Source organism: Palleronia pontilimi (assembly GCF_016412875.1).
Lineage (GTDB): Bacteria > Pseudomonadota > Alphaproteobacteria > Rhodobacterales > Rhodobacteraceae > Palleronia > Palleronia pontilimi.
Genome location: NZ_JAEKPD010000002.1, coordinates 385,583 through 400,197 on the forward strand (window position 1 = coordinate 385,583; position 14,615 = coordinate 400,197).

The 14,615-nt window shown below is 66.7% G+C and carries 17 protein-coding genes; 1 reads left to right on the forward strand and 16 read right to left on the reverse strand.

Annotated elements, in window-relative coordinates:
• Positions 1 to 36: 36 nt before the first annotated feature.
• The 8 genes from ILP92_RS18400 to ILP92_RS04675 form a co-directional block, all read right to left on the reverse strand.
• Positions 37 to 321, reverse strand: coding sequence for a hypothetical protein (locus ILP92_RS18400; RefSeq protein ID WP_235971076.1), 285 nt, complete (start codon positions 319 to 321; stop codon positions 37 to 39).
• 15 nt (positions 322 to 336) lie between these two features.
• Positions 337 to 702 (reverse strand): hypothetical protein, encoded by a 366-nt coding sequence (locus ILP92_RS18405; protein ID WP_235971078.1) that lies wholly within the window; start codon positions 700 to 702, stop codon positions 337 to 339.
• Between the two features lie 686 nt (positions 703 to 1,388).
• Complete coding sequence (locus ILP92_RS04650) at positions 1,389 to 2,894, reverse strand: fumarate hydratase (RefSeq protein ID WP_198915192.1); 1,506 nt, start codon at positions 2,892 to 2,894, stop codon at positions 1,389 to 1,391.
• 5 nt (positions 2,895 to 2,899) lie between these two features.
• On the reverse strand, positions 2,900 to 4,399 hold the full coding sequence (gene citF, locus ILP92_RS04655; protein ID WP_198915193.1) for a citrate lyase subunit alpha: 1,500 nt from the start codon (positions 4,397 to 4,399) through the stop codon (positions 2,900 to 2,902).
• 9 nt (positions 4,400 to 4,408) lie between these two features.
• On the reverse strand, positions 4,409 to 5,185 hold the full coding sequence (locus ILP92_RS04660) for an HpcH/HpaI aldolase/citrate lyase family protein (RefSeq protein WP_368667837.1): 777 nt from the start codon (positions 5,183 to 5,185) through the stop codon (positions 4,409 to 4,411).
• 31 nt (positions 5,186 to 5,216) lie between these two features.
• The gene (locus ILP92_RS04665) at positions 5,217 to 5,966 is read right to left on the reverse strand and encodes an SDR family oxidoreductase (protein WP_198915195.1); all 750 of its coding nucleotides are present in this window, start codon (positions 5,964 to 5,966) and stop codon (positions 5,217 to 5,219) included.
• Between the two features lie 13 nt (positions 5,967 to 5,979).
• Positions 5,980 to 6,399, reverse strand: coding sequence for an ester cyclase (locus ILP92_RS04670; RefSeq protein ID WP_198915196.1), 420 nt, complete (start codon positions 6,397 to 6,399; stop codon positions 5,980 to 5,982).
• 25 nt (positions 6,400 to 6,424) lie between these two features.
• A complete protein-coding gene (locus ILP92_RS04675; RefSeq protein WP_198915197.1) occupies positions 6,425 to 7,372 on the reverse strand; it encodes a glutathione S-transferase family protein in 948 nt (315 codons plus the stop codon).
• 215 nt (positions 7,373 to 7,587) lie between these two features.
• Here ILP92_RS04675 and ILP92_RS04680 point away from each other — a divergent pair, with 215 nt between their 5' ends.
• The gene (locus ILP92_RS04680) at positions 7,588 to 8,538 is read left to right on the forward strand and encodes a LysR family transcriptional regulator (RefSeq protein WP_198915198.1); all 951 of its coding nucleotides are present in this window, start codon (positions 7,588 to 7,590) and stop codon (positions 8,536 to 8,538) included.
• A 2-nt stretch (positions 8,539 to 8,540) separates the two neighbouring features.
• On the opposite strand, the gene ILP92_RS04685 is transcribed toward ILP92_RS04680, so the two are convergent.
• The 8 genes from ILP92_RS04685 to ILP92_RS04720 are packed head-to-tail and all read right to left on the reverse strand — an operon-like array spanning position 8,541 to position 14,608.
• Entirely contained in the window at positions 8,541 to 8,951 is a 411-nt protein-coding gene (locus ILP92_RS04685) for a FixH family protein (RefSeq protein ID WP_198915199.1), read from the reverse strand.
• The gene (locus ILP92_RS04690) at positions 8,945 to 9,664 is read right to left on the reverse strand and encodes an ABC transporter ATP-binding protein (RefSeq protein WP_198915200.1); all 720 of its coding nucleotides are present in this window, start codon (positions 9,662 to 9,664) and stop codon (positions 8,945 to 8,947) included. Before ILP92_RS04690 ends, ILP92_RS04685 begins: the two co-directional genes overlap by 7 nt.
• Entirely contained in the window at positions 9,658 to 10,410 is a 753-nt protein-coding gene (locus ILP92_RS04695; RefSeq protein ID WP_198915201.1) for an ABC transporter ATP-binding protein, read from the reverse strand. Before ILP92_RS04695 ends, ILP92_RS04690 begins: the two co-directional genes overlap by 7 nt.
• Positions 10,395 to 11,285, reverse strand: a complete 891-nt coding sequence (locus tag ILP92_RS04700) for a branched-chain amino acid ABC transporter permease (RefSeq protein WP_198915202.1) — start codon at positions 11,283 to 11,285, stop codon at positions 10,395 to 10,397. The genes ILP92_RS04695 and ILP92_RS04700 overlap by 16 nt, the downstream gene beginning before the upstream one ends.
• Positions 11,285 to 12,184: a branched-chain amino acid ABC transporter permease gene (locus ILP92_RS04705; protein WP_198915203.1), complete on the reverse strand. Its 900-nt coding sequence runs from the start codon at positions 12,182 to 12,184 to the stop codon at positions 11,285 to 11,287. The genes ILP92_RS04700 and ILP92_RS04705 overlap by 1 nt, the downstream gene beginning before the upstream one ends.
• Positions 12,185 to 12,199: 15 nt before the next feature.
• A complete protein-coding gene (locus ILP92_RS04710) occupies positions 12,200 to 12,919 on the reverse strand; it encodes an ABC transporter ATP-binding protein (RefSeq protein ID WP_198915204.1) in 720 nt (239 codons plus the stop codon).
• On the reverse strand, positions 12,912 to 13,679 hold the full coding sequence (locus ILP92_RS04715; RefSeq protein ID WP_198915205.1) for an ABC transporter ATP-binding protein: 768 nt from the start codon (positions 13,677 to 13,679) through the stop codon (positions 12,912 to 12,914). The genes ILP92_RS04710 and ILP92_RS04715 overlap by 8 nt, the downstream gene beginning before the upstream one ends.
• Complete coding sequence (locus ILP92_RS04720) at positions 13,679 to 14,608, reverse strand: branched-chain amino acid ABC transporter permease (protein ID WP_198915206.1); 930 nt, start codon at positions 14,606 to 14,608, stop codon at positions 13,679 to 13,681. The genes ILP92_RS04715 and ILP92_RS04720 overlap by 1 nt, the downstream gene beginning before the upstream one ends.
• Positions 14,609 to 14,615 lie beyond the last annotated feature (7 nt).

Here is a 14,615-nt window from a genome sequence, read left to right on the forward strand (position 1 = left end):
CTGCTCAGGCCGAAATTACCCTCTATGTTTCGCTTATCAGACACTTGCGAGAGTACGTCTGAGCCAAAAATTGTCCGCGAACTTCACGATCCGCGTCATGGGTGTCGTCAGGCGTTCGTTGTCATCGAAGCAACGGAACAGGCGGTTCAATTCGTCCGTATTAGGGCGCCGATCCCTCTCCGTGCCCTTGCCGATCAGCCCCAGCCTCTTCAGCGCGATATGCGCCAGATCGACGGGCTCCGGAGAGATATCGAGGCCATGCACAGCCGCCGCATGGGTGATGATCATCTTGATCACGCCGATGTCGATCCCGAGCGTCACCAAACCGTTCGGCGCTCAGATCGGTCCCCCGAACCGATTTGCAGGACGCGCCTCACCTAACTCCGCGCGCATCTTCCCGTAGTCGATAAGCTTCTGCCGATCGAGGTGCCCGATCTTCTCCTTGCCGAGATCGCGCTTGAGCGTCGTGAGCGTGGCGGCCTTGCTGCGACGCGGCGGTTTCCCTACCTCGCACATATCGGTTATATGAAGGTCGATGAGGTCGCCAAAGGTCTGGAGGCGGGAAACGGACGACTTGTTCGGCGCCAGCCCCTGATCGACCCGGGTCTCCGGCTGCCGGGCCAAGCGATGGGCGTCGTCGCGGCGGAGGAACTCCCTCTCGACTAGCGGCCCTTTCGTCTGATCTGGACGCAGGTCAGGCACCGGAGGGGAGCTTGGTTATGGAGGCCATTTTCGTGTGCGCTGTGTGTGCAATGAGTCGTCGTAGAGGGGCAAATTCGGGGATATTGGGGCGTATTCCAGCGTAGCAGCATCCGCCGCCAACAGTTTGAAGATACACAAAAAATGCAAATAAATCAACACGCTAGATTATCCTGTGCCCCTATGATGGATGGAACAGGTAGTTCGAATTTCCCGTTTTGTTCTGAAGGCTTTGCCAGGGCCTGATAGGGCATGTTGTAAAAAATGTTGTAACTTTCGGACGCCGGTTTGCCGGCCCGCTACTCTACTCAGACATGCGAGCGCTTTCGCCTCTGTATCCCTCGATCCTCCGGCCGCTGACCAAGGACGGTATAGCAGCCACTTTTTCTGGTGATCGGACCCCAGTGCGCCGCTTCTTCTGGGGCGGTTCTGCACGAGAAGGTACATCGGTTCCCTGAAGCCGTCGTTCGTTCAAACTGCGACGAATTCGTACTATGAGCCCAATTTGACCAATGCCGCAGATCGTGCGGGTGTCTGTATTGCGCGCCAAAGCCGACATATTCCAGCGAGCCAAAGTCTGTCCAATGGTTGGCGATTGGATTCAATAACAACGCCCAAGGACAAATTGATCAGTTGAGCAAGCTGCCTTGGATGCCCTGAGGGCGTGTTTCTGCAGGCGGCTCGGGTTTTCAGGCGGGCACTCTCTCGCGGCGCCAGCGCGCCGGGCCGATCTTGTGGATCGAGTTGCCTTGCGTGTCGACCGCGACCGTGACCGGCATGTCCTGGACGCGCAGCTTGTAGATCGCCTCCATCCCCAGGTCCTGAAAGGCCACCGGACGGGCTTCGCGGATCGCCTTGGACACCAGATAGGCGGCGCCGCCCACGGCGATCAGGTAGGCGGCCTGGTGCCGGGCGATGGCCTCGATGGCCTCGGGGCCGCGCTCGGCCTTGCCGATCATCAGTTTGAGCCCGGTTTCGGCCAGGATGCGGTCGGTGAACTTGTCCATGCGGGTCGAGGTGGTGGGTCCGGCGGGACCGATCACTTCGACACCCACGGCATCGACCGGCCCGACGTAATAGATCGCCCGGCCCCTCAGGTTGACGGGCAGAGGCTCGTCCTTGTCGAGCATCGCCGCCATGCGTTTGTGCGCCGCGTCGCGGCCGGTGTAGAGTGTTCCATTGAGTAGGATCGTTTCGCCCGGGGTCAGCGAGGCGATAACTTCGTCGCTCAGGTTGTCGAGGTCGATGCGCCGCGACCCGGCTCCGGCCATGTCGAGCAGGATCTCGGGCCAGTCGGACAAATCGGGCGGATCGAGCTGGGCAGGGCCGGAACCGTCGAGCGCGAAATGGACGTGCCGGGTGGCGGCGCAGTTTGGGATCAGGCCGACGGGCAGGCTGGCGGCGTGGGTCGGGAAGCTACGTATCTTCACATCGAGCACGGTGGTGACGCCGCCCAGGCCCTGCGCGCCGATGCCAAGCGCGTTGATCCGGTCGTGGATTTCCAGCCGCAGCTCTTCGGTACGGTCGTGCGGGCCGCGGCGGCGCAGGTCGGCCATGTCGATGGGGTCGTTCAAAGCCTTCTTGGCCAGGGCCATCGCCTTGTCCGCCGAGCCGCCGACGCCTATGCCGAGGATACCGGGCGGGCACCAGCCGGCGCCCAGGCCCTCGACCGTTTTCACGACCCAGTCCGCAATCGAATCCGACGGGTTCAGCACCGCGAACTTCGCCTTGTTCTCGGACCCACCGCCCTTGGCCGAGACATGGACCTCGACGGTGTCGCCCTCGGCCAGCTCGACCGAGAGCATCGCCGGCGTGTTGTCGCCGGAGTTCTTGCGCGTGCCCAGCGGGTCCACAACGACCGACGCGCGCAGTGGGTTGCTGTCGAGCATGTAGGCCAGCCGCGTCGCCTCGTCGACGACCTCCTGCAGCGGCCGCGACAGGTCGAGCCGCGCGCGGTGCCCGATCTTGATGAATACGTTGGCAGTCCCGGTGTCCTGGCAGATGGGGCGGCGGCCGAGCGCAGCCATGCGCGAGTTCACCAGGATCTGCGCCATCGCGTCCTTGGCCCCCCGGCTTTCCTCGCGCTCCCAGGCGGCGGCCATGGCTCGGATGAAATTGGGCGGGTGGTAGTACGAGACGAATTGAAGCGCATCCGCAATGCTGTCGATCAAGTCGGCTTCGCGGATCACGGTCATTGCCCTCACTCCTCGATCTGGCGCACAACGTCGGTCACGCTGCCGTCGCGGTACTCCGAGACGGCGACCACCCGGCCGGTCGCCCGCGGCGGCGTCGGGCGCGTCGCGGTGGCCGCAGCCTGCGCCGCCAGCGCGTCGATTGCCACCACCGGCAGCCCGGCCCCGCGCAGCCGCTGAGCCAGATCGGCGCGCAGCGGGTTCACGGCGATGCCGGCATCGGTCACCACAACGTCCACCGTCGCGCCGGGTGTCGTCAAGGTGCCGACGGCCGGAACTATCTTCGCGTAGCCCGCGGCGGTCAGCCGCGTCGTGACGATGGTCAGTCGGGCGCCGGCCGCTACGTCTGCATGCCCGCCCGAACCGCCAATGATCTCGCCGCCGGCCTTGGTGGTGACGTTGACGTTGAAGTCGAGATCGACCTCGGTCGCGCCCAGGATTACTGCGTCGACCCGATCGACCACCGCGCCGCCGACATGCGGACCGGCATAGATTGCGGCGGACATGGCCTGGTGGCGCGGGTCCGTCTGGTAGGATCGCACGGCCGCGAGGTCGAAGCACTGCACATCCATCAGCGTCCGGAACAGGCCCGCGTTGAGCATGTCGACGTGGAACCCGGTGATGCCGCCCGCGCAGAAGCTGCCGGTCACGCCTTTGGTCGCCATTTCCTGTCTCACGGCGGAGGCTGTGGCCAGCGAGACCCCGCCGGCGCCGGTCTGGAACGAGAAGCCTTCCCTCAGCAGACCGCTTGCCGAAATGGCGGCGGCGGCATGTTCGCCGATAGCCAGGCTCACCTTGTCTTCGGCCGGTTTCGTCGTGCCGGAGGCGATGCCGTTCGCGTCGCCGATCCGGTCAATCGCCACGACGAAATCGACCTTGCCCTGCGGGATGTCGATTGGCTGAGCCGGGAACGGAACCAGGCTGTCGGTCACGGCGACGACGTTGCGGGCAACCTCGACGTCGGCCATCGGGTATCCCAGCGTACCGCACGCAGTCCGGCCGGTGCGGCCAGAGATGTTGCCAAGCTCGTCTGCGGCCGGCGCGGCAACGAAGGCGGCATCCACCTTCAACTCGCCCTGATCCAGCACGCGGGCGCGGCCGCCATGAGTGCGCAGCACCACCGGCTCGGCAAGGGCGCCGCGGGCGACGGCCTCGCCCACGGGTCCGGAGATGAAGCTTGCGGAAATCCGGCCCACCGTTCCGTTTTCGATATGACCTACCAAGGGCGCATGCACCGGGAAGATCGAGGTGGCGGCCACGTGCAGGTTCTTCAGCCCGCGCCGCGCCAGCGCCTCCATCACCAGGTTCAGCACTTCGTCACCGTTACGCAAATGGTGGTGAAACGAGACCGTCGCGCCGTCTTTCAGCTCGCAGGCGTCGATGGCGGCGCCCAGGTCGGGGAGCAGCTTGGACCGGCGGGCGACTTTGCCGGTCTGTGGCGCGGCGTCCGCCGCGCGGTACGCGCGGATCGTGCCGTAACCCTCGATTTTTGCGGGAAGATCGAGCATTGGGGGCTCCTACAGGGTTTGCGCTTGGGAAAGTATGCGCCGGGCGGCATCTTCCACGGGTTTGTCGATCATGCGGCCGTCGAGCGCCACAGCGCCCTTTCCACCGGCCTCGAGCGTCTCGATCACGCGTCGTGCCCAGGCAAGCTGATCCGCATCAGGCGAAAAAGCCGCCCTGACCGGCCCAATCTGGTTCGGATGGATCAGCAGCTTGCCGCCGAAGCCGAGCGCACGTGCGGCCTCGGCCTCGCGCCGGGTCGTGTCTTTGTCGAGTTCCGGGGTGACGCTATCGACTGGCGCGGCCCGGCCCGCGACACGCGACCGCCAGACGAGGTGCTGCCGCGCAAGGCTCAGACTGTCCCAATCCGTGGCAGAGCCCATGTCGAGCGCGAAATCGAGATGCCCGAATGCAACCCGGCGCACGCCCGGCGCGGAAAGCAGGGCATCGACCCCGTCGAGACCTCGGGCGGTCTCGATCTGCGGCAGGATTTCGATGTCCCGGCCGATCCGCCTGCGCGCGTCGCCCAGATCCTCTGTCCGCTCTGCCTTCGGCACGATCACGGCCGCTGCGCCGGTCTTCGCCACCGCCTGCAGGTCGTCCGACCAGAAGGCCGAGCCGGCCGGGTTGACCCGCACCGCCACCCGGGTCCAGTCCAGGTCTGCCGCCACCAGCGCCTGACGCGCGGCTGGCTTGGCTTCGGGGCGCACCGCATCTTCCAGGTCGAGGATCGCCATGTCGGCGCCCGAACTCAGCGCCTTGGCGAAGCGGTCGGGCCGGTCGGCGGGCACGAAAAGATATGTGACGGGCAAGTCCATCGGCCTAGATCGTTCGCCCCCCGTCCACCTCCAGCACGACGCCGGTGATGAACTCGGCCTCGTCCGAGGCAAGGTAGAGGCAAGCCCCGGCCACGTCCTTCGGCTCGGCCAGGCGGCCCAGCGGCACGGTTGAGATGAATTTCGCGCGGTTCTCAGGGGTATCGGGCATTCCCATGAAGGACTCCAGAAGCCCCGTCGCCCCCATCACCGGCGCGACGCAGTTGACGCGGATGCGATCGGGCGCCAGTTCCACCGCCATCGAGCGGCTCAGCAGATTCACCGCACCCTTGGTGGAGTTGTACCAGGTGAGGCCCGGTCGCGGGCGGATGCCGGCAGTAGAGCCGATGTTGATCATCACCCCTCCGCCCTGCGCCCGCATCACCGGCACCGCGGCGTTGGTCATGTGGTAGAGCGACTTGACGTTGATCGCGTAGACCCGGTCGAATTCCTCTTCGGTCACGTCGAGGATCGGCTTGTTGCGATGCGTCCAGCCGGCGTTGTTCACGACGATGTCGAGACGGCCGCCGAACTCCTTCGCCGCATTCACCGCCTTCTCGATGTCGCCCGCGCGCGTCACGTCGCCGGTCACGGCGCGGGCGGCGTCGCCGACCTCCTTCGCCGTCGCCTCGGCGGCCTCGCCGTTCAGGTCGAGGATCACCACCTTCGCGCCTTCGCGGGCGAAACTGCGGACGATCTCGGCCCCGAACCCCGCGCCGCCGCCGGTCACCAGGGCAGTCTTGCCTTTCAGACGCATCGCGATGTTCTCCTTACGAGGGCAATAGGCCGATCTGCTGCTGCAGACCGATGTTGTCGATGGCCGGCCACTGCTCGGCAATTTTGCCGTTCTCCATGCGGAACAGGTCCAGCACCATCACGTCGAAGCGCTTGTTCGAGGCCGGGTAGTCGCCGAACGCGCCGGAATGCACGCCGCGGAACTGCAGCCGCACCAGCACCTTGTCGCCCTCGGCCACGGTGTCCTGGATGTCGAGGTCGATCTCCGAGAACGCGCCCAACAGCAGGTCGCCCAGCTGCAGAACGCCGTCGGGGCCCTTGACTTCGAACGGCAGGTTGGTGTCACGGCGCACGTAGCTTTTCGCCACGTTCTTCTCCAGCCAGTCGGCGTCCTTGGTGGCGAAGGCCTTGAAATAGTCCTTGGCGCGCTGGCGGTTGGCTTCGATGTCGGTCATGGGCTTCTCCTTGATTTCGGGCGTTTCAGGCGGCGCTGCGGGCGGTGGCGGCGGCCGCCAGCACCTCGAAGCCCGCGCGCGGAAAGTGGACGTGGACGGTGCCGGTCTCGGCGCTGTCGCGGGCGATCACGATCTCCTGCGCATCCGCCGCGACCAGCCTGCCCTCGACCGCGACCCGCGCGTTGTCGTTGGGGGTCACGGTGACGCGCGCGCCCGGGTTCAGGCCGGTCGGGTCGGCGTCTGCGGCGAAGCTGTCGGCGGGTTCGGCGGCCCTGGCGGCGGCCAGCGCCTCTTCCGGCGTCATGTCGCTGAATTGCCCGTGACCGACGGCGGCGATCCGGCCCATCCAGGCGGTGACCGCCGGGCTGAGCCGAAGCTGCGCGTCGATGGCCTCGGCGCCGCAATTGGCGCGCAGCAGCCACAGGGAGTGATGGCAGGTCAGGTCCGCCGCGCTAAGCTTGCCGCCGGTCAGGTAGTCGCCGTTTTCCGCCAGCATCGAGTCGAGCCATTCGGCGAAGGCCGTCATCTGCTGCACGTAGGCCGGCAGCATCGGCGCCATCGCGTCCTTGGAGATGTCGTAGCCCAGGTAGCTTTCCTTGCGGTCCTTCAGAAAGGCCTCGGGCAGGTGCTCGCCGATATAGTCGACCAGGATGCCGATGGCGGGCTTCCAGGTGGCGCGGTCCCACCAGTGCGACAGCGCCTTGGCCACACCCTCGCCCGAGGGGTAGAGCGTCGGCGCGGGCTGCAGCCGCTCGAGCGCGCGAAAGATCACCTCGCTGTCGCAATAGACGTCGGCGCCGATCTGCAGCACCGGGACCCGGCGGTAGCCGCCGGTCAGCGCGTCGAGCATCGGGCGCGGCGGCACCGCGTCGACCTTGACGGACTTCCAGGGCAGGCCCTTGAAGCCTAGTGCCAGCCGGATCTTTTCGGAGAACGGCGACAGGTCGTAGTGGTGCAGGATGATCTCGGTCATGGCTTGTTGTCCTCCGCTGGGTTGCCCTGGTGATAGCAGGGGCGCGAACGGGCGCGGAAAGAGGCATTCGGTCCAAGGGCTAGAGCGAAACGCTATGACGCGGGGGCGTCATGAGGATTGTGCGGTGCGACTCGGGCCGATTTGCTCAGCAGATTAGGGGACTTTGCCAAGTTGCCAGATGATTCTATTATGATGATCCAGGGAGGCCGCGCCGCGTGGATATCCGCCAGCTTCGATATTTCGTCGCCATTGCCGAGGAGGGCTCGCTCTCGGCTGCTGCGCTGCGCGTGAACGTGGCGCAGCCCTCGCTCAGCCAACATGTCATCGCGCTGGAACGCGAGCTTGACGTGACCCTGCTCGACCGCTCGCCGAGGGGCGTGTCGCTGACCCAGTCGGGCGAAGTGCTGCTGAGCCATGCGCGCGAGGTCATCGCCGCCCTTGACCAAGCCCGCGAGGCGGTGCGGCAATCGGGCAGCGAGCCGCTGGGCGAAGTGACCTTTGGCCTGCCAAGTTCCATCGCCATGGTGCTGTCGGTGCCGCTGGCCGAGACCGTGCGGTTGGAACTGCCCAAGGTCAGGCTGCGCGCCATCGACGCGATGAGCGGGTTCATCAAGGAATGGCTCGAGGATCAGTCGGTCGACCTCGGGATGCTTTACGACATCAGTGCGGTGCGGCACCTAAGCCATCGCCAGTTGATGACCGAGGAACTGCATTTCTTCTCGGCCCCCGACGCCTGGCCTTTTGAAACGCGCGCCGGATCGCCGGTGCCGGTAACCGACCTGCCAAAGGCGGAGCTGGTGCTGCCCTCGCCACATCACGGGCTGCGTGTGATGATCGACCGCTCGATCAAGCCGCACGGGGTAGTGCTGAACGTCGCCACCGAGATGGACGGGCTGGGCCAGATCAAGACCATGGTGGCGCGCGGCAGCGGCTACACCATCCTCGCGCCGGCCGCCGCCATCGACTATGTCGAACGCGGCGAACTGATCATGGCGCCGATCGTCGAGCCCGCGCTGGTGCGCCCGGTCTACCTGGTGCGCAACCCGGCCAAGCCGGTGACCCGGGCCAGTCAGGAGGTCGAGCGGATCACGTTGGAGGTGATCCGCGACCTCGTCGCGCGTGGCATCTGGCAGGCACTGGATCAGCCGGAGATCGCGGCCGGTTGACCTCACTGCCCGTGCGTATGGCCGCCGGCGTCTTCCGCCGCTTCCTTTGGTGGAAAGTCTTGGTGCAGGATAACCACGTCACGCCGCGGGTCGGTGATCTCCAGCCGCAGGGTCCAGCGTCCGTCCATCTCCAGCTGCAACGGTACCCGGTAGCTGCCAGGTTCTTCGGCGGCTTCGGCGGGAACTGGTCGGACGTTGTGGGCCATGGGCATCTCGGGCATGTCGGCCTTGACCTCTAAGACCGCGCCCTCGACCGGCGCGTCGCCTGCGGACAGGCGGATCACGCAATCGTATGCCAACGCGATGTCAGTGGCGGCACAGACCGCCTCGGCGTCGAAGCGCTGCGCGAGTGCGGGAGCGGCGGCGCAGAGCAGGACGAGCGGGGCGAGGATGCGTTTCATGCGTTTCAGCATATGAGTTGCTCCTGTTCGGTGTCAGCGATCAGCAAGTCCTCAAGGCGTCGGGCGTCAGGCATTGACGCCGCCGGACCCTGGCCGATGGCGCGACCGTGTCGCAGCAGCAAGACCCGGTCGGCGAGGCCGAGGGACAGGTGCAGATCCTGCTCGACTACAAGCAGCCCCAGTCCGTCACGCCGCAGCGCAGCCAGCATCTCGAACACCCGGGCGGCGGCGGCGGGCGACAGGCCCAGCGTCGGTTCGTCAAGCAGCAGCAGCCGTGGCGTGGCCATCAGCGCGCGCGCCAGAGCCAGCATCGTCGCCTCGCCGCCACTCAGCGTGCCAGCGCGCTGGTTCAGGCGCTGGCCCAGCGCCGGGAAACGGTCGAGCACCTCTGTCCGGCGCGCGTCAAGTTCTCTGGCTCTCACGCGGCCCGCGCCCAGTCGCAGCGTCTCGGCCACGGTCAGCGAAGGCGCCAGCACGCGTCCCTCGGGCACCAGCGCCACACCGTCGAGCGCGTACAGTGGATGCCCGGTGATGTCCCGACCCTCGAACGTCACCCGCCCCGCAGCCACTGGCGACAGGCCGCAGATCGCGCGTACGAGGCTCGACTTGCCGGCGCCGTTCAGCCCGGCAACGGCGAGCACCTCGTCGTGGCCCAGTGTCAGCGAAACCTCCTCAAGCGCGCGGACGCGGCCATAGCGGATCGAAAGAGCCTCTACCGCTAGCATGAAGCCGCCCCAAAGTAGCTGCGCCGCACCTCACCCTGCCCCAGCACCGCGGCCGCCGGCCCGTCGGCGATCTTGCGGCCCGCGTCCAGTACCGCGATACGCGGACACAGCGCGGTGACGAGTTGCACCTTGTGCTCGATCACGATGGCGCTGCGGCCCGGCAGCAGATGCTCGGCGATGGCCCTGATGATTCGGTCGGTCTCGGCCGGAGTCATCCCCGCCGCCGGTTCGTCCAGCAGCACCAGCTTCGGCGCTGCGGCGAGGACGCGGGCAATCTCCAGTTGCCGCATCTCCACCAGGGTCAGCGCCTCGGGCATTTCGTGCGTCTTGCTTGCAAGCCCGAACAGCGCCAGCAGCGAAATCATCGCATCCTGTTCGCGCCGCCGGGCCGCGGGCGTTTGCCAAAGCGCCTCCCGCCAGGGGGCCCGCGCGTGCCGGGCGGCGCGCAGGTTCTCGTAGACCGACAGGCGGCGCAACAGCCGCAGGTTCTGGAAGGTCCGCGCAACGCCAAGCGCAGCGATCCGAGGCGGCGGCAGTCCGGCGGTCTCATTGCCATCAAGCCGGACGGATCCGGCATCCGGCGCGTGATGGCCGGTCAGCACGTTGAACAGGCTGGTCTTGCCCGAGCCGTTCGGCCCGATCAGCCCAATCGCCTCGCCCGGCTTCAGCGCCAGATCCAGAGCGTTCAGCGCCGTCAGCCCGCCGAAACGCAAGGACAGCCCCGCGATTTCTAGCGCCGCAGCCATGCCTGTACCCTGCGCATTGTCGGCTCGTCCAGCAACCCCCGGGGCCGGACAATCAGCACCAGCACCACCAGCCCGCCGAACACGATCATCCGGTAGCCGGCGAAGACGCGAAGCGACTCCAGCAGGCCGATGTCGATCAGAACGCCCAGGATCGGCCCCAAGACCGTGCCCAGCCCGCCGATCAGACCGTAAGCCAGCGCGTGCACGCCGGTCATCACGCTGAACTGCGCGGGCTCGATATAGGTGGCCAGATGCGCGTAGAGCGCCCCGCCCAGGGCGGCGATGCCGCCCGCCAGCGACGCGGCGGCGATCTTCGTGCGGGTGACCGAAAGCCCCTGCATCGCGGCGAGGATCGGGTCCTCTCCCACGATCCGCAGCCGCGCCATGCCGCGCCCATACGACATCAGCGCCACCAGCCCGATCACCGCGCCGAGGCATCCGGCAATGATCGCGAGGTAGGCCCCGGGCTCGATCCCCGCCTCGTAGACCCAGCGAATGTCGCCGAAGCCGTTGGCCCCGTCCGGCCCTGTGGCGAAGCCCTCAATGTCGCGGCGGTAGGTGAAGACGTTGAGCGAGGCGCGGGTAAGCTCGGCGAAGGCCAGCGTCGCGATGGCGTAGTGCAGGCCCGAAAGCCGCATCGTGGGCCAGGCGACCAGCGCGCCGACTGCGGCACCCAGCGCCACGGCGATGACCACCCCCGCGGCGAAGGGCCATTGCCAGACCGCCGTGGCGATGCCCCCCGAATAGGCGCCGATGGCGAAATAGGCCTGCTGTCCGAAACTGATCTCGCCCGCGATCAGCAGGATCCAGGCCGAGATGGCGAGAAAGGCGAAAAGCCCGATATTGGACAGAACCGAGATCGTGTAGCCGTCCATCAAAGCCTCCGCCCAGCCTCGGCCCGCGCCCCGGTCTCGGCCCCTCCGGCGAGCCCAACGGGCAGAAGGATCAGTGCGACGAAGAGCAACGCGAAGGTGGTAATCTCGCGCCCCGAGGCGCCCAGGTACCATTGCGCCTGCGCCTCGACGACGCCCAGTGCCAGCCCGCCGATCAGCGCCCCGCGCATCGATCCCAGCCCGCCGATCACCATGGCGATCAGCCCCTTCATCGTGGCCCACATCCCCAGCTTGGTGCTGATCTGCCCGTCGGTGGCGGCGATAAGAAAGCCCGCGACGCCGCCGATCGCGGCGGCCAGGAGGAAAGTCAGCAAGGCGACCTGCGCGACGTTGACGCCCGAGACGCGGGCGGCCTCGCGATTGTCGGACAGTGTACGCAGGTGCAGACCGAACAGCGTGCGCGTCAGGATCACTTGCAGCCCCGCGACCAGCGCGGCGGCGGTCAGGAACATGACCAGGTATTCGGGCCGCAGGAACAGCGGCCCAAGCTCCAGCATCGGCAGGCCTTCGAAGGTCGGAAAGGCATACGTGCGCTGCGGAAACACTCGCGCCACGGCCTCTTCCAACTGCATCCAAAGCGCGAAGCTCGACGCCATCGAAGCCAGGGCCGCGTCGCCCCGGATCGCGGCAAACGACAGGCGCTCGACATAGGCCGAGGCGATGACTGCGCCGGCGAGGGTAGCAAGGAACACCGGGATCATCCCCGCCGACCAGTGCGAATGCAGCCAGGCACCGGCGAAGATGCCCACCAGGATCGACGGCCCGAACGCCATATTGAGCCGCCGCATCACCCCGAAGATCAGAGTGAAGCCAAGCGCCAGAAGGCCATAGGCCGAGCCGATGGCGAGCCCGTCCAGAGTGTTCTGAACGAAATCGATCATCGGCCCGGCACGACCTCAGCTTGCCTTGCGCGCGCCGAGATAGGCGCGGGCGATCAGCTCGTCGTGGTCGACCTCGCCGGGCTGGCCGCCGAACGTCACATGCCCCTGTTCCAGCAGGTAGAAGTGGTCGGCATAGTCGAGCGCCAGGTTGGCGTTCTGCTCGACGAGGAAGATCGTGCGACCCTCGTCGCGCAGCTTGCCGATGATCTCGAAGATTTCCTCGACGATGATCGGCGCCAGCCCGGTCGACGGCTCGTCCATCAGCAGGATCTTCGGTCGCGCCATCAGCGCCCGGCCGACCGCCAGCATCTGCTGCTCGCCGCCCGAAAGCGTGCCCGCCTCCTGGTTGGCCCGCTCGCGCAGGCGCGGGAAGCGGTCGAGAACGGATTCGAGGTCCTCCTCCACTCCGCCCTTCGCCTTGCGGCGCGAGAAGGCGCCGACGATCAGGTTGTCCTTGACGGTCATCTCCGGAAAGACCAGCCGGTTTTCCGGCACCGTCACCACGCCTTTTTCGACGATCTGGTGCGGCTTCAGCCCCGCCAGTTCCTCGCCCGCCAGCTTCATCGAGCCGGACTGCGCCTTCAAGATGCCGGAGATCGTCCAGATCAGGGTGGTCTTGCCGGCACCGTTCGGCCCCAGAAGGCAGGTCAGCCCGCCCTCGCGGATGTCGAGCGAAACGCCCTTGAGCGCGGCGATCTTGCCGTAGGTGGTCTTGATGTCACGGATCTCAAGCATGGATCAGTTCCTCATCCTTGTGCTTGCTGCCCAGATAGGCGGCGCGCACGTCGCTGTTGGCCTGCACCTCGGCAGGAGAGCCCTCGGCGATCTTGCGGCCGAAGTTCAGCACGGCGATGCGGTCGGAGATGCCCATGACCAGCTCCATCATGTGCTCGATCAGCAGCACCGTCACCCCCCGGTCGCGCACATCGCGGATGCGCTCAGCCAGAAGCTGCCCGTCCTCCAGGCTGGCGCCCGCCGCCGGCTCGTCCAGCAGCAGCACGCGCGGATTCGAGGCCAGCGCGCGCGCCATCTCCAGCCGCCGCATCTCGCCGAAGCTCAACGCGCTGGCGGGCAGGTCGCGCTTGGAATGCAGGCGCGAGAACTTTAGCAGCTCGTCGATGTCCGGGCTGTGCTCGCCACCCGCCTTGAACCAGCGCGGCAGGAAATGCGCGCGCCGCTGCTCGTGGCCGTTCTGGGCGACCCAGAGGTTCTGCGCCACGGTCAGGTTGCCGAACAGGCGGATGTTCTGGAACGTGCGCGCCACGCCCATTGCCGTGCGCTCGTGCTGCGCCATGGCGGTCAGGTCGTATCCGTCCAGCGTCACTGTCCCGGTGGTGGGCGCGTAGAGCCCGGTGATCAGGTTCACCGTGGTCGACTTGCCCGAGCCGTTGGGACCGATCAGGCCGAAGATTTCGCCTTCGTGGATCGTCAGGCTCACTCCGTCCACGGCGTGGACGCCGCCGAAGTGCTTGGAGAGGTTTTCGAGGGTCAGCATCAGTTGGCTTCCTTCGATTCTAGGGTTTCGGTTTTCCGGCCGCGCAGGCCGAGCAGGTGTTTCATGCGCGGGGCGTGCTCGCCCAGCAGGCCGGTGGGCCGCAGGTTCATCGCCAGGACGATCAGCGCGCCGAACAGCAGCGACCGCCAGTCGCCCATGAAGCGCAGGCCCTCGATCAGGAAGCCCTGGATGAACAGGACCGCGATCAGGGTGCCGAAGACCGTGCCGAGGCCGCCCAGGATCGGGTAGGCGATGGCGAAGGTTGCCAGCAGCACGCCGAAGACGCCGTGCTCGATATGGGTCACGGTATGGGCGTAGATGCCGCCGCCGAGCCCCGCGATGAAGCCGCCCGCGGTCATGGCGCCGACCTTCACGGCGGTCAGGTTGAGCCCAATCGACTGGGCCGCGATCTCGTCATGGCCCACCGCGCGCAGCACGGCGCCGGCGCGGGAGCGGTCCATCCACCAGAGCGCGGCCATGACCACGGCCACCACGATCCAGATGAACACGGTGACGTGCCAGACTTCCCAGCCGTTCTGCGGGAAGTAGCGGATTGCGCGGAACCCCTCGGCGCCGTTCGGGCCGACCAGTTCGCCGTTCCGCTCCACCTGCCAGGTGAGGTTGAAGAAGAACAGCCGCACCATTTCCCCGAAGGCCAGCGTCGCCACCACCAGCATCAGCCCCTTCACGCGCAAAGCCGGGAAGCCGACGATGCAGGCGATACCGGCACTGACGAGGCCGGCGATGACGATGGCGGGCAGGATGTGCAGCCCGAACATCGCTGTCATCGCGCCGGGGGTATAGGCGCCGATTGCGTAGAAGCCGGCCTGCGCCATGCTGACCTGTCCGGTCAGCAGAACCACGTAGGCCGAGAGCCCCAGCAGCGTGTGAACACCGATGATCTGGGCAAGTCCGAAATAGAAGTCCATTGTTGTG

What these genes read in the sequence shown, in the direction of transcription:
- ILP92_RS04650 (WP_198915192.1), bottom strand. Translation starts at nt 2,894, where the DNA reads ATGACCGTGATCCGCGAAGCCGACTTGATCGACAGCATTGCGGATGCG.
- citF (WP_198915193.1), bottom strand. Translation starts at nt 4,399, where the DNA reads ATGCTCGATCTTCCCGCAAAAATCGAGGGTTACGGCACGATCCGCGCG.
- ILP92_RS04665 (WP_198915195.1), bottom strand. Translation starts at nt 5,966, where the DNA reads ATGCGTCTGAAAGGCAAGACTGCCCTGGTGACCGGCGGCGGCGCGGGG.
- ILP92_RS04670 (WP_198915196.1), bottom strand. Translation starts at nt 6,399, where the DNA reads ATGACCGACATCGAAGCCAACCGCCAGCGCGCCAAGGACTATTTCAAG.
- ILP92_RS04675 (WP_198915197.1), bottom strand. Translation starts at nt 7,372, where the DNA reads ATGACCGAGATCATCCTGCACCACTACGACCTGTCGCCGTTCTCCGAA.
- ILP92_RS04685 (WP_198915199.1), bottom strand. Translation starts at nt 8,951, where the DNA reads ATGCTGAAACGCATGAAACGCATCCTCGCCCCGCTCGTCCTGCTCTGC.
- ILP92_RS04690 (WP_198915200.1), bottom strand. Translation starts at nt 9,664, where the DNA reads ATGCTAGCGGTAGAGGCTCTTTCGATCCGCTATGGCCGCGTCCGCGCG.
- ILP92_RS04695 (WP_198915201.1), bottom strand. Translation starts at nt 10,410, where the DNA reads ATGGCTGCGGCGCTAGAAATCGCGGGGCTGTCCTTGCGTTTCGGCGGG.
- ILP92_RS04700 (WP_198915202.1), bottom strand. Translation starts at nt 11,285, where the DNA reads ATGGACGGCTACACGATCTCGGTTCTGTCCAATATCGGGCTTTTCGCC.
- ILP92_RS04705 (WP_198915203.1), bottom strand. Translation starts at nt 12,184, where the DNA reads ATGATCGATTTCGTTCAGAACACTCTGGACGGGCTCGCCATCGGCTCG.
- ILP92_RS04710 (WP_198915204.1), bottom strand. Translation starts at nt 12,919, where the DNA reads ATGCTTGAGATCCGTGACATCAAGACCACCTACGGCAAGATCGCCGCG.
- ILP92_RS04715 (WP_198915205.1), bottom strand. Translation starts at nt 13,679, where the DNA reads ATGCTGACCCTCGAAAACCTCTCCAAGCACTTCGGCGGCGTCCACGCC.
- ILP92_RS04720 (WP_198915206.1), bottom strand. Translation starts at nt 14,608, where the DNA reads ATGGACTTCTATTTCGGACTTGCCCAGATCATCGGTGTTCACACGCTG.